The organism is Actinomadura viridis, from assembly GCF_015751755.1.
Taxonomy (GTDB): domain Bacteria; phylum Actinomycetota; class Actinomycetes; order Streptosporangiales; family Streptosporangiaceae; genus Spirillospora; species Spirillospora viridis.
Window position 1 is genome coordinate 6568003 of record NZ_JADOUA010000001.1, and the last position, 13152, is coordinate 6581154.

The 13152-nt window shown below is 72.9% G+C and carries 14 protein-coding genes; 6 read left to right on the top strand and 8 right to left on the bottom strand.

The features are described 5' to 3' along the window. Positions 1-185 precede the first annotated feature (185 nt). From IW256_RS29690 to IW256_RS29700, 3 genes are all read left to right on the top strand, one after another. Entirely contained in the window at positions 186-1235 is a 1050-nt protein-coding gene (locus IW256_RS29690; RefSeq protein WP_197014094.1) for a beta propeller repeat protein, read from the top strand. A gap of 193 nt (positions 1236-1428) precedes the next feature. After that, on the top strand, positions 1429-2241 hold the full coding sequence (locus IW256_RS29695) for a M15 family metallopeptidase (RefSeq protein WP_197014095.1): 813 nt from the start codon (positions 1429-1431) through the stop codon (positions 2239-2241). Then, positions 2238-2504, top strand: a complete 267-nt coding sequence (locus IW256_RS29700) for a hypothetical protein (protein WP_197014096.1) — start codon at positions 2238-2240, stop codon at positions 2502-2504. Before IW256_RS29695 ends, IW256_RS29700 begins: the two co-directional genes overlap by 4 nt. Positions 2505-2511: 7 nt before the next feature. Here IW256_RS29700 and IW256_RS29705 read toward each other — a convergent pair whose 3' ends face one another. The 4 genes from IW256_RS29705 to IW256_RS29720 all read right to left on the bottom strand — a co-directional run bounded on the left by IW256_RS29705 (position 2512) and on the right by IW256_RS29720 (position 6235). Next, positions 2512-3393, bottom strand: a complete 882-nt coding sequence (locus IW256_RS29705; RefSeq protein ID WP_197014097.1) for a sigma-70 family RNA polymerase sigma factor — start codon at positions 3391-3393, stop codon at positions 2512-2514. Between the two features lie 81 nt (positions 3394-3474). Further along, the gene (locus tag IW256_RS29710) at positions 3475-3990 is read right to left on the bottom strand and encodes a GNAT family N-acetyltransferase (protein ID WP_197014098.1); all 516 of its coding nucleotides are present in this window, start codon (positions 3988-3990) and stop codon (positions 3475-3477) included. Positions 3991-4082: 92 nt separating this feature from the next. Continuing rightward, positions 4083-5039: a site-specific integrase gene (locus IW256_RS29715; RefSeq protein ID WP_197014099.1), complete on the bottom strand. Its 957-nt coding sequence runs from the start codon at positions 5037-5039 to the stop codon at positions 4083-4085. After that, positions 5039-6235, bottom strand: coding sequence for a cytochrome P450 family protein (locus IW256_RS29720; protein WP_197014100.1), 1197 nt, complete (start codon positions 6233-6235; stop codon positions 5039-5041). Before IW256_RS29720 ends, IW256_RS29715 begins: the two co-directional genes overlap by 1 nt. 180 nt (positions 6236-6415) lie before the next feature. On the opposite strand from IW256_RS29720, the gene IW256_RS29725 reads away from it, so the two are divergent. Next, a complete protein-coding gene (locus tag IW256_RS29725; protein WP_231405361.1) occupies positions 6416-7408 on the top strand; it encodes a phage baseplate protein in 993 nt (330 codons plus the stop codon). Positions 7409-7474: 66 nt separating this feature from the next. Here the strand turns inward: IW256_RS29725 and IW256_RS29730 are convergent, their stop codons facing one another. From IW256_RS29730 to IW256_RS42400, 4 genes are all read right to left on the bottom strand, one after another. After that, positions 7475-7933 carry a hypothetical protein gene (locus IW256_RS29730; protein ID WP_197014102.1) on the bottom strand — a complete coding sequence of 153 codons (459 nt, stop codon included), beginning with the start codon at positions 7931-7933 and terminating at the stop codon, positions 7475-7477. A 29-nt stretch (positions 7934-7962) separates the two neighbouring features. After that, positions 7963-10356: a molybdopterin oxidoreductase family protein gene (locus tag IW256_RS29735; protein WP_231403983.1), complete on the bottom strand. Its 2394-nt coding sequence runs from the start codon at positions 10354-10356 to the stop codon at positions 7963-7965. Positions 10357-10429: 73 nt separating this feature from the next. Next, complete coding sequence (locus IW256_RS29740) at positions 10430-10750, bottom strand: DUF202 domain-containing protein (RefSeq protein WP_197014103.1); 321 nt, start codon at positions 10748-10750, stop codon at positions 10430-10432. A 1-nt stretch (position 10751) separates the two neighbouring features. Then, complete coding sequence (locus IW256_RS42400; RefSeq protein ID WP_197014104.1) at positions 10752-11162, bottom strand: YidH family protein; 411 nt, start codon at positions 11160-11162, stop codon at positions 10752-10754. Positions 11163-11313: 151 nt separating this feature from the next. Between IW256_RS42400 and IW256_RS29750 the strand changes: the two genes are divergently transcribed. Next, complete coding sequence (locus IW256_RS29750; protein ID WP_197014105.1) at positions 11314-11586, top strand: metal-sensitive transcriptional regulator; 273 nt, start codon at positions 11314-11316, stop codon at positions 11584-11586. Between the two features lie 159 nt (positions 11587-11745). Continuing rightward, the gene (locus tag IW256_RS29755) at positions 11746-13107 is read left to right on the top strand and encodes an MBL fold metallo-hydrolase (protein WP_197014106.1); all 1362 of its coding nucleotides are present in this window, start codon (positions 11746-11748) and stop codon (positions 13105-13107) included. Positions 13108-13152: the final 45 nt, after the last annotated feature.

Consider the following 13152-nt stretch of genomic DNA (forward strand, 5'->3'; position numbering starts at 1 on the left):
TGCCTGACGACCAGGGGGTCAAGGTCGCCCGAAGCGGCGTGTTCATGATCAAATACTGATACCGTGCCCGTTTCCGGAAAATGTTAGTCGTTTCGCGAAAGGGCTCGATGAGGAAAAGCAAGAGGATCGCGCTCATCACCGGCGTTTCGTCCGTCGCGGTCGGAATGACCGCGGCCGGAGTGTCCGTGCTGAGCCCGGATGGGGAGAAGCGCGCGGCGGTGGTCGCGGCGCCGACCGGCACCTGGACGCACTCCCCGGCCACGGCCACCGACGTGAACAGCTCGCTCAGCGCCATCACGGCCGTCCCGAACGGGGACATGTGGGCGGCGGGGGCTCAGCTGGCCACGGGCAAGGCGGTGGTGCAGCGGCTCGGCGGCGGCGGATGGTCGCGCGTCCAGCTCCCCGCGAGCCTGACCGACCTGAGCCTCACCAAGATCAGCGCGTCCTCGCCCACCAACGTGTGGGCGGCGGGCCGTCCGACGGTGTCGGGAGGCAGCACGAAGGTCATCCGCTGGAACGGCACCGCCTGGCAGGCGCACTCGTTCCCGTTGAGCTTCTTCCCCGGCGCCCTGGCCGCGGTGGACGCACGCAACGTCTGGGTCGGCAGCGGGTCGGCGACGACGGGCAAGCGCTGGAACGGCACCACCTGGAGCGACACCCAGATCGGCATCTGGACCAACGCTTTCGACGCGGTGTCGGCCGACGACGTGTGGGCGGTGGGCATGGTCCGCACGGCCGACGGGGGCGCACGGCCGGCCACCGCGCACTGGAACGGCACCTCCTGGACGACCGTCCCGTTCCCCCAGATCGACGGCATCGCGCGCGGTGAGATGCGGCCGCATCTGACGGACGTGCACGCCGTCTCCGCCAACGACGTGTGGGCGGTCGGCTCGGTTCCGGTGACCGGGGCGGACGGGAAGGTCGCCTCGCGCTCGCTGCTGGCGCACTGGGACGGCACCAGGTGGACCAACACCCTCGGTGAGCCCGGCACGAGCCTGGCCGGGATCGAATCCGACGGCGCGGGCGGCTTCTGGATCCGGCGCTCCCGCGGCGTCATGCAGCACCGCTCCGCCACCGGCGCCGTGACCGAGACGACCCTCCCGGCTCCCACCGGGCGGACCGCCGAGCCGTCCACGTTCGCCCTCCGCCCGGGCACCACGACCGTCTGGGCGGTGGGGAGAACCCAGGACCCCGTCACCAAGACGTTCACCGCGGCTCTGTGGAGCAACGGCTGACAGGCCCCGCACACGCGTGAACGGCCTGGGGTGCCGGTAAGACTCGTATCACCCGGTATACGAGTCTTACCGGCACCCCGTTTCACAGAACCCGTCACTGCCGAGACCGGGCAGAGGTCCACATTCCGCCCAGTCGGGCCCATATCCGCTGGTTTTCCGGCCGGTACCACCAGGACCTCTGATAGGCAGGGGCATGCTGAATTTCGCGACGGCCCGCCGCGCTCTCGCGGTGTCGGTCACGGCCCTGCTCATGATCCCCGCCGCGTCCGGTACGGTCCAGGCGCGGCCGGAGCCGAAGGCCCCCCGGGAGTTCGTGGCCCTGGGCGACGTCGACCGGACGATCATCCAGGAGATGCGCTACACCACCGCGCACAACTTCGTCGGCGAGCGGATCGACGGCTACCGGCAGCCGGTCTGCGTCCTGACCAGGCCCGCCGCGCAGGCGCTCCACCAGGCCCAGCGGAAGCTGCTGCGCCAGGGCTACTCCCTGAAGGTCTACGACTGCTACCGGCCGCAGCGCGCCGTGGACCACTTCGTGGCCTGGGCGAAGGACCTGGACGACCAGGCGATGAAGGCGGAGTTCTACCCGCGCGTGGACAAGACCCGCCTGTTCGCGGACGGCTACATCGCCGAGAAGTCGGGGCACAGCCGCGGGAGCACGGTGGACCTGACGATCGTGAAACTGCCCGCCAAGCCGACCCGGCCGTACCGCCCGGGGCAGCCCCTCGTTCCCTGCTACGCGCCGCAGGCGGAGCGGTTCCCGGACAACTCCGTGGACATGGGCACCGGCTACGACTGCTTCGACACCCTCTCGCACACGCTCGACCCCCGCGTCACCTCCGCGCAGCGGGCCAACCGCCTGCTGCTGAAGGGCACGCTCGAAGACCTGGGCTTCACCAACCTCCCCGAGGAGTGGTGGCACTTCACCTACAAGCCCGAGCTCTTCCCCGACACCTACTTCGACTTCCCGGTCTCGCGCGGATCGCTCTCGGGGCGGACGGCTTGAGACCACCGCTGTGCTTCGTCTGCGGCCTGAGCCCGCGCGACCTGCCCGAGGGCGACGATTCCGCGTCGGCGTTCACGCTCGTCCACTTCGCCCTCGACGTCCAGGAACGGGCGGCGCAGGAGGCGCGTGACCGGGACGGCTGGGTCGGCCATCCGGAGAACGCCGAATGGTTCTGCGCCGCCCACGCGGACGCCGCCCGGGCACACGCCCACCTGCACTGGCGGGAAGCCCTGGCCGCCCTCGCCTCGCGCGGGGACGGCTGAGCGGCCGTCAGGCGTCCAGAACGGTCAGGTCGAGCCGGTCGAGCCGGTCGGGGTCGGCGAGGATGTCGATGGCGACGATCCTCCCGTCCACGATGGTGAAGCACATGACCGACAGCGGCCGGCCGTCCACCAGCCTGACCATCCCGGCCGCGCCGTTGACCAGCGCCGGGCGGGCGTCGAGGGAGTGGCCCCGGAAGGCGACCGCCTTTCCGGCCACCACCTCGGCGCCGCGGAGCTCCTCCAGCCCGGCGGTCACCGCGCCGCGGTCGGCGCGCAGCACCACGTCCGGGTCGAGCACGGCGACCAGCGCCTCGAAGTCACCGTCGCGCGCGGCGGCCTGGAACGCGTCGACGACCTCCCGCTGGCGGCCCAGGTCCGGGTCGGGAACGGGGGCGGCGCCCTGGACGCGGCGGCGGGCACGGCTGGCCAGCTGCCGGGCCGCGGCCGGGGTGCGCCCCACGATCGGGGCGATCTCCTCGTACGGCACCGCGAACATGTCGTGCAGCACGAAGGCCAGCCGTTCGGCGGGATTGAGCGACTGCAGGACCACCAGCAGCGCCAGCCCGACCGAGTCGGCCACCAGCGCCTCGTGCTCGGGATCGGTGCCGGTCGCCGGGTCCACGACCGGGTCGGGCATGCGCGCCTCCAGGGGCGCCTCGCGGCGCGCGGTGCGGGAGCGGAGCATGTCCAGGCACACCCGGCCGACGACCGTGGTCAGCCAGCCGCCCAGGTTCTCCACCTCGTCCGCGCCGGACCGGCTGAGCCGGAGCCACGCCTCCTGGACGGCGTCGTCGGCCTCGCTGAGCGAGCCCAGCATCCGGTAGGCGACCGCCTTCAGATGGCCCCGGTACGCCTCGAACCGGTCCGCCAGGAATTCGTCCTCGCCCATGGTCACACCCCCTGTCGTGCTCCGTCACAGCGATGACGATCCGGACCGGGCCGATGTGACGAATCATCGGAGAACCGCGGGTCAGGGGACGGCGGGCAGTTCCGCGTGGACCTGACCGGTCGGGGCGTCCGTGGTGAGCGACGCCCCGAGACGGCGCAGGGCGGCGACGGCGGCGGCGTTGCCGGCCGTGGTCTCGGCGATCATGGTGGCGGCGCCGGACGCGGCGGTCTCCGCCAGCAGCGCGCGGACGACGGCGGTGCCGATGCCCAGGCCCCGCGCGGAGCGGCCCAGCCACACCCCCGCCTCCAGCACGCCCGGCGTCCCCGGCGGTTCCCGGTGTTCCAGGCGGGCCGCGCCCACGACCTCTCCCCCGGCCTCGATGGCGTACGTGACCTCGCGGAGAGGCCCGTCCAGCCCCTCGCGCCTGGCCCGGTGGTACGCGCGGAACGCCTCCTCACGGCGGGTGTTCCAACCGGGAGGGCCGTCCACGGGAGGCATCACGTCGATGGGTTCGGCGTCGGTGACGGCGGTGTGCAGGAGCCGTTCCAGGACGTCCTCGTCAACGCGCAGCAGGCGCACCGGCGCTGTCTCCCCCATGGCGTGCTCCTCCTCAGGTCATCCGGGCCCGGACAACCCAACCGCACCGCACGCGGCGAAGCCACTCGTTTATCCGCCGGCCGCGGACCGCGCTAGGGGCCGCCGTCCGTGGCGTCCTCCAGGAAGCCCTCCACGATACGGATGTGACCCCCTAGTACGCGTTCGTCACCGCCCTGCCCGGCGTTCCCGTACCCCCTCGGCACCCGCGTGTACGAGATGGCGAGGCCGGAGCGGAGGCTCCGCCCCCCAAGGCCCGGCACCCCGGCCCGTTCCCCGCATGCCTCGACCCGTTCACCGACGGCCCGGCCGGACATCCGGCCGGCGGGCCTTCCCGACCGGTCCACCCGGAGCAGCGCGGGCCCGCCGGGTTCCAGGCACGCGCGGGCCTCCCAGTCCAGCCACGCCCGGACGGGGTCGACGAGCGGATGATCGCCGGGCGGCACGGTGACGGTCCGGCCGTGCGCGGTGGTGACCCGCAGGCCCCCACCGGACACCTGGACGCCGCGGGCGGGCAGCCCGGCCAGTTCCGCGCGGCGGGCGGCGGTGCCGAACCCGAGCAGCAGCAACGCCCGGTCCCGGACGCCCGCCAGATCACCGGGGCAGGCCGCGACGATCCGCCGGAGCCGGGAGACGGTCATGGGCGGCGCCTGGCCTTGCCCCCGCGGTGGTATGCCCGCCTCGGCGGCGGCGCGGGCCTCGGCGGCCAGGGCCTCCCGGGCCGCCTTGACCGCGTCCCAGTGGTCCGGATCGGCCCCGTGGTCGTGCGCGGCCGAGATCCCGGCGATGTGGCCCTCGATGGTGAAGCGGCTGTCGCCCGCCAGCCAGCGCCACCGGACGAAGGCCACGAGCGGCGCCTCCTTCGCCGGAAACGCCGGGACGCCGAGCACGGCACAGAACCCGGCCCACGACCAGCGCTCCGCCCCGGCGGCGCCCCGGGCGAGTTCCTCGGTGGTACGGCCGTGACCGGGGGCGGTGCGCTCGGCCAGATCATGGAGGACGCGGGCGCGGTGCAGGACGGCGGCCTGGGCGTCCAGCCGGCCCTCGCTCATCACACTCGGACGGGCAGGGCGGCCACGCCGCGGATGATCGAGCCGTTGCGGTGGCGTTCCAGTTCCCCGGGCGGGACGGCCGGCGCGAGATCGGGGAAGCGCTCCAGCAGGCCGCCGATGGCGATCCGCGCCTCCAGCCGGGCCAGCGGGGCGCCGAGGCAGAAGTGGATGCCGTGCCCGAAGGCCAGGTGGCGGTGGGGCGCACGGGTCACGTCGAGGGTGTCCGGGGCGTCGAAGGCGGCCGGGTCGCGTCCGGCCGCGCCGAGGGAGACGTGCACCCACGCGCCCTGGGGGATCCGGGTGCCCGCGATCTCCATGTCCTCCAGGGCGATGCGCTGGGTCGCCCGTTCCACCGGCCCGTCGTGGCGGAGGAACTCCTCGATCGCGCCCGGCAGCAGCTCGGGACGCCCGCGCAGGAGCGCGCGCTGGCCGGGCGTGGTGAGCAGGGCCAGCACGGCGTTGCCGATGAGGTTCACGGTGGTCTCGTGCCCGGCGATGATCAGCAGCATGATGGTGCCCAGGAGATCGGCCTCGCTGAGCGCGGCGTCCCCGTCCCGGGCGCCGAGGAGGCCGCTGACGAGGTCGTCCTGGGGATGTGCGCGGCGCTCGGCGAACACCTCCAGGAGGTAGCCGTTGAACGCGCCGGCCGCCTCGCGCCAGCGGTCGTACATCTCGGGGCTCAGGACGGGCGCGGTGATGACGGCGGTCCAGCGCCGGAAACGGCCGCGGTCGGCCGCGGGCACGCCCAGCAGTTCGCAGATGACCTGGATCGGCAGCGGCACGGCGAAGTCGTCGATGAGGTCGGCCTCGCCCCGGGCGGCGATCCCGTCCAGCAGTTCGCCGGTGATCTCCTCGACGCGGGGGCGGAGCGCCTCGACCCGCCGGGCGGTGAACGCCTTGGCGACCAGGCCGCGCAACCGGGTGTGGCCGGGCGGATCCATGCCGAGCATGGTCCCGCCGAAGTAGGGCTCGGCCGCCACGGGCAGCGAGCTGTGCGCGGTGTCCTTGGAGAGCCGCGGATCGTTCAGGGCGGCGCGGCCGTGCTCGTGGTCCACGACCAGGAACGCCTCGGCGCCGCGCGGGAAGTCGATCGGGTGGACCGGCCCGCGGGCCCGCAGTTCGGCGTACGCCGCGTACGGGTCGTCGGTGAATGCGCGGCTGAACAGGAACTCGTGCGGCAGTCTCTCGCCGATCATGCTGTTCGTCCTTCCCCGTCACCCATCAGCGTGATCTCACCGTAAACGGTGCGATGCCCTCTTCATTGATCAACGGGGCGAATAGCACGGACGGAATCGGGGCAGACAAGTTGATCAAGGGAGAATCCGTGCCGTCCGCTGCGAGACGGTCATGGCCGACCAGAGGGAAGTGCAACGGTGATGATTCCGAGGAAGAAGACGGCCCTGGCCGCGGCACTGGCGCTGGCTCTCGGCGGGGCCCTCGGCGGCTGCGCCTCGACCGGGGCCGCCGCCGGGGCGGAGCCGATGAGCGCGCGAGCCGCGAGCCTGCCCGATTCCAAGCGGTTCGACCTCACGGAGCCGTCGTACGACCTGTTCCGGCACAAGAAACTCGTCAACACGACCGTCCAGCAAAGCTTCGGTTTCGACATTCCCAACAAGCGGCTCTTCGTGGCCCAGCTCAAGAACGGGTCGTCGTCCGACGCGAACGGCGACCTGGCGATCAGCCGGCTCGACTTCTCCGGGAACCTCAAGGGACACATGTACTTGAAGGGGTTCGGGCACGGCGTCTCGATCGGCGTGGAGCCGTCCGGCACCGCGTCGTACCTGTGGGTGGAGGTCGACCCCGAGGGGAGCAGCGCGCGGGGGACGCGGCTCGCCCGGTTCAAGTTCGTCGACGGCCAGACGCTGACCAACACCTCCAGCGCGCTCACCAAGTACACGCCGGTGGCGGGCAGCACCGGGGTCTCGGCGACGATCGACCCGGTGAACAAGAGGCTCGCCATGCGTTACAAGACGTCGGGCTGGCGCATCGCGGTCTACGACCTGGCCGACGTGAAGGCCAAGCGGTACGAACCCCTGGTCGACGTCGCCCAGCCGTCCCAGAACGGGGAGACGTTCCAGGGGTACGCGCTCTACGGGCGGTACTTCTACACCCTGTACGGCACCGCCTACAGCGACGACAACCCGGTCCCGGGCAACAGCAGGCTCTCCACGATCGACCTCAACACCGGACAGCGGGTGGCCGGTCCCACGCTCACCAAGGCCGGGGGGACGCTGACGCACCGCGAGCCCGAGGGGCTGGCGATCTTCCGGACGGACGGCGGGCAGATGCGGCTGTTCATCGGGTTCGCTTCGGGCGCGCAAGGCGACCGCCGTTCCAACCTCTTCTACAAGAACGTCCTGATCGGCTGATCACCCGGGCCGTCCCCCGACGGCCCCGCGGGTCAGGAGGGTCAGAGGGTCAGGAGGGTCAGAGGGTCAGGAGGCCGCGATGAGGGCCTGCGGCGCGCTCTGCTTGATGCGGGTGCGCAGCCAGGAAAGCTGGCGGTCGGTGTCCTGCTCGCAGGACTCGACGACGTCGAGCAGTTCCCGGTCCCGCAGGCCCTGCGCGGCCTGGCCCACGGCGGTCCAGGTGATGTCGGTGAGGGACGCCAGCATGTAGAGGTCCTGGAGGTCGCGCAGCAGCCCCACGGGACCGCTCCGGGTGCTGTCGAGGCCGGCGGCGTGCAGCCGTTCGGGCTCCTCCTCGCGGTGCTCGCCGTAGCGCTCCACGATCGGTGCCAGCCGGTCCACGTGCCCGTCGATCCCCGTGGCCAGGACATGGCAGATGTGGTGGACGTCGGGTTCCTCGGCATGGCCGTCGCCGACTTGGCGGAACGCGTCCGCGAGGGTGCGCAGCGACGTGTGGAGCAGGCCCACGTAGGTCGACAGGTGCACGGCTCGGCCCTCCTTCCTGCGCGCGGTGATCACTTGGCCGCCGGACGCGGAGCGCCCGGCGTGTGCAGCCTGGTCACCCGTACGGCCGCGACCTTGAAGACGGGCTGCTTGGACACCGGGTCCCATTCCGTGAGGGTCATCTCGTTGGCCGCCCTCGGCCGCCCGTCGGGCGCCGCGCCGGAGGTGTCCCAGTAGCCGTAGTGGAACGGGACGAAGACCACCCCGTCCCGGCCGCGCCCGATGCGGGCGGGCACCTCCACGGCGCCGCGCGGCGACTCGATCCTGACGAGATCGCCCTCGGCGACCCCGAGCGCGGCGGCGTCCCCGGGCGACAGCTCGGCCCAGGGGCCGGGGGCCGCGTCCCTCAGCCGCCGGGAGCGGCCGGTCTTGGTCCGGGTGTGGAAGTGGTAGACGGTACGGCCGGTGGTCAGCACGTACGGATGGTCCTCGCCGGTGGTCTCGGGCGGCGGGGTGTACTCGGCGGCCTTGAGGTGGGCGCGCCCGTCCGGCCGCGCGGCCCGGTACCGCTCGGGGGTGACGTCCCCGCCGGTCAGCAGGTCGTGGCCGTACGCTTCGCAGAAGTCGGGGTCGGTGGGGAAGATCCCGTCGGCGTACAGCCGGTCGCGGCCGTCGGGGTACTGGTCGTTGCACGGCCAGTGGATCCCGCTGTCGCCCCGGAGCTTCTCGTAGGACAGCCCGGTGTAGTCGCACGGCCGGCCGCGGCTGCACTCCTGCCACGCCCGGAAGACCTCCTCCGGGCTCGACCAGGGGACGAGCGGCCCGCCGTCCCGGTCCCGCAGGTCCATCCGGCGGGCGTAGTCGAGGAAGATGTCCAGGTCGGAGCGTGCCTCGCCGGGCGGCTCGACCGCCTTCTCCGACAGGTGCACGGTCCGGTCGGCGTTGGTGAACGTGCCCTGCTTCTCCCCCCACAGGGCCGCCGGCAGCACGACGTCGGCGTACTCGCTGGTCTCGGTGCGGAACCCGTCCTGCACCACCACGAACAGGTCCTCCCGGCGCAGGATGTCGCGGACGCGGGGCAGTTCCGGGAGGGACACCGCCGGGTTGGTCGCGGAGATCCACAGGAACCGGATCGACCCCTGCTCGGCGTACCGCCAGATCTGCATGGCGTGCGTGGGCGGCGCCCAGTGCGGGATGGTCAGCGGGTCGACGTTCCACAGCCGGGCCAGCTCGTCGATGTGCCGGGGGTTGTTCCAGTTGCGGAAGCCCGGCAGGTCGCCGTCCGCGCCGCACTCGCGGGTGTTCTGGGCGGTGGGCTGCCCGTTCATCTGCATGACCCCGCCGCCCGGCCGGCCGATCTGGCCGCGCAGCAGGTGCAGGTTGTTGACCTGGCAGGACGCCGCCGTGGCCTGGTGCGACTGGTAGAAGCCCTGGAGGACGGTGGACAGCACCCGGTCCGACGTCCCGAAGATCTCCGCGGCCCGGCGCAGGTCGCCGGCCGGGACCCGGCAGATCTCCGCGGCGCGCTCGGGGGTGTACGGCGCGACGGTGGCGGCCAGTTCCTCGAACCCCACGGTGTGCGCGGCGACGTACTCCCGGTCGACCCAGCCGTTCTCGATCACCTCGCGGACCAGGCAGTTCATCAGCGCCTGGTTCGTCCCGGGGAGCGGCGCCAGATGCACCCCGCCGGTCCGCCCGGCGGCCTCGGTCACCCGCGTCCGGCGCGGGTCGACCGCCACGACCACCGGCGGCCGGGGCCCGTAAAGGCGGTCCAGCACCCGGGCCCACAGCACGGTCTGGGTCTCGGCCATGTTGTGCCCGTACAGGAAGATCGCGTCGCAGGAGTCGATGTCGGTGTACGTGCCGGGCTGGCCGTCGGAGCCGAAGGTCTCCTTCAGGGCCGCCGCGGCGGTGGCCGTGCACAGCCGCGTGTTGCCGTCCATGTGGGGGGTGCCCAGCCCGGCCTTCCCGATGACCGCCAGCGCGTAGTACTCCTCCAGGAAGAGCTGGCCGCTGGTGTAGAAGCCGTGGGAGAGGGGGCCGATCTCCTCCATCAACCGCCGGGATCGTTCCACGATCCGGTCCATGGCGGTGTCCCAGCCGGTCTCGACCAGCCGGCCGCCCTCGCGGACGAGGGGCCTGGTCAGGCGGTCCGCGCCGTTCCACTGCCAGGAGCCGTACAGTCCCTTGGGGCCCAGGCGGCCGTGGTTGACGACGTCGCCGGCCCGGCCGCGGATCCCCACCATGCGGCCGTCGCGCACGGCGATGTCGCAGGCGCAGCCGTTGCTGCACAGGACGCACGCCGAGCGCACCCAGCGGTCGACGTCCCCCTCGGCCACCCCCTCCTCGAGATGGGTGTCGACGCGGACGGGCCAGGGCGTGTCCCGGTCATGCGGCGTCCGCGTCCCCCACACGTCGGCGATCCGGTCCGGCATACCGCCTCCAGGAACGAGTTGCTGCGCCATCCCGCCCCCTTCCCGTCACCCGCCGCCGTTAACCTGTGGCCGTGCGCCACCGGACGGCTCACGCCGCGGGGCCTCAGCGGATCCGGATGTAGGTGGCGGGCCCGAAGAAGGCGATCGCCAGCGCGACCAGGCTGACGAGCGTCACCGCGACGGTGACCACGAGGAGGCGGCGGGGACGCGCGTGCCCGCCGGTCCGCCCAGGCGGGCGCGACCAGCGGCCGACCCCGTAGATCAGCGCGCTCATGGCCAGGACGGGGACGCCGGCGGCCGGGGCGGTCTTGAGGACCGCGGCACCGAGCGCCGCGAACCCGATGGCCGTACGGGTCCAGGCCAGCTCGGTCCGGGCCCTGGCGAGGCCGGGGTCGAGGTCCTCCAGGTCCTCGGGCGGCCTCATCTCAGCGCACCAGCGACAGCAGCACGACGACCGCCGCCACGGCCGCGGTGGCGGCGATGGTGTACGTCAGGACGCGGGGCAGCGGGGATCCCGGCATGGGCTCGCCGCGGCGCAGCGCGCGCTGGTTGCGCCGCCATTCGGCGAAGCTGCCGACGGCCAGCACCCCGCCGAACACGATCAGCGGGACGGCCAGCAGGTGCCGGGCCCACGGCACCCCGGCGAACGGCGGGAGCAGCTGCACGATGGCCAGCCCGGCGACGACGAGGGCCAGCGCGGTGCGGTTCCAGGCCAGGAAGGTCCGCTCGTTGGCGAAGGTGAACCGGGCGTCCGGTTCGGTCTCGCCCGCGGCCCCGCCCGGAGCCGCGCCCCCGGCGCCCGTGCCCGGGTCGCGGTCGGGCGTCCCCTCACTCACGCTCCGCGGCCTCTCCCTGGTCGTTCCGCCGGGCTCCGTCACGGCCCCGCCCGTTCCGCCGGGCTCCGTCTCGGCCCCGCCCGTTATCAGCCCTGCCCGTTCGCCGCCGGACCATATACCCTAGGGGGTACTAAGAGGTCAAGGAGGCGGCATGGAACTGGACAAGGACTCGCTGGCCGATGTCGTCGTGCGGTTGCGCCGCGCGCAGGGGCAGATCGGCGGCGTCATCCAGATGATCGAGAACGAGCGCGACTGCAAGGACGTGATCACCCAGCTGGCGGCCGTGTCGCGGGCCCTGGACCGGGCCGGCTTCAAGATCATCGCAACCGGGCTGGAGCGGTGCGTGACCCAGGACGGCGACGACCCCGCCCAGGCCAAGGTCGACCGCGCCCAGCTGGAGAAGCTCTTCCTCACCCTCGCCTGACCCTCCCCCGCTCGCCGCCCGGCAGGTGCCCCCACCTGCCGGGCTTCGACTTTTGAAAGATACCTCGGGGGGTATTTGCCCAGATCCGGGATGGTGAGCTACTGTCGAGGAAAAGATACCCCCTGGGGTATATCGAGCCGTCAAGGAGGAGACCGAACGATGATCGAGATCGTCCCGATCGAGACCCCCGCCCTGGGCGACCGCAGCTACCTCGTCACCGACGGCGAGGTGGCCTTCGTGGTCGATCCGCAGCGCGACATCGACCGGTTCCTCACCCTGGCGGCCGAACGCGGCGTGCGGATCACCCACGTCTTCGAGACGCACATCCACAACGACTACGTGACCGGCGGGCTCGCGCTGGCCAGGGAGACCGGTGCCGAGTACCACGTCGGCGCCGGCGACGACGTGGCCTTCGACCGCCGCCCGGTGGCCGACGGAGACGTGGTCGAGATCGGCGCGGGCATGCGGGTCCGGGCGCTGGCCACCCCCGGGCACACCTTCACCCACCTGTCGTACGCCCTGGAGGCGCCCGGCCGCGCGCCGGCGGTGTTCACCGGCGGCTCGCTGCTGTACGGGTCGACCGGACGGCCCGACCTGCTGGGCCCCGACCACACCCACGAACTGGTGCGCGCCCAGTACGGCTCCGCCCGGCGCCTCGCGCGGGAGCTGCCCGACGAGACCGAGGTGTACCCGACCCACGGCTTCGGCAGCTTCTGCTCGTCCACCCAGTCGGACGCCGGTTCCTCCACCCTCGGGCAGGAGAAACTGGGCAACCCCGTACTGACCCTGGACGAGCACGAGTACGTCGAGTCGCTGCTGGCCGGGCTGGACGCCTACCCCGCGTACTACGCGCACATGGGCCCGGCCAACGCCGCCGGGCCGGGAGCGCCCGACCTGTCCCCGCCGCGCCGGGCCGACGCCGCCGAGCTGCGCCGCCGGATCGAGGCCGGGGAATGGGTGGTGGACCTGCGCACCCGGACCGCGTTCGCGGCCGGACACCTGGCCGGCGCCCTCAACTTCGGGCTGGACGGCAGCTTCGCCACGTACCTGGGCTGGGTGATCCCCTGGGGGACCCCGCTGACGCTGCTCGGCGAGACGGCCGAGGACGTCGCGACCGCCCAGCGCGAGCTGGTCCGGATCGGCATCGACCGGCCCGAGGCCGCGGCGACCGGCGGACCGGCCGACTGGGTCGGGGAGGACACGCCCCGCACCCTGCCGACCGCCACGTTCGAGCAGCTCGGCGAGGTCCGGCACCACCGGCCGGTGGTCGTGCTGGACGTGCGCCGCGACCTGGAGCGCAAGGAGTCCCACATCGAGGGCTCCGTCCACATCCCGCTGCAGGACCTGCCGCGGCGGACCGCGGAGATCCCGGACGGCGAGGTCTGGGTGCACTGCGCGAGCGGCTACCGGGCCTCGATCGCCGCCTCGATCCTCGCCGCCGCCGGCCGGCGCGTGGTGACCGTCGACGACGGCTACCGCCCGGAGATCGCCTCCGCCCTCCCCCTGACCGGCACGCCCTGACCGGCACCGCCCGACCGCCCCACCGACACGACACGACACGAAGGA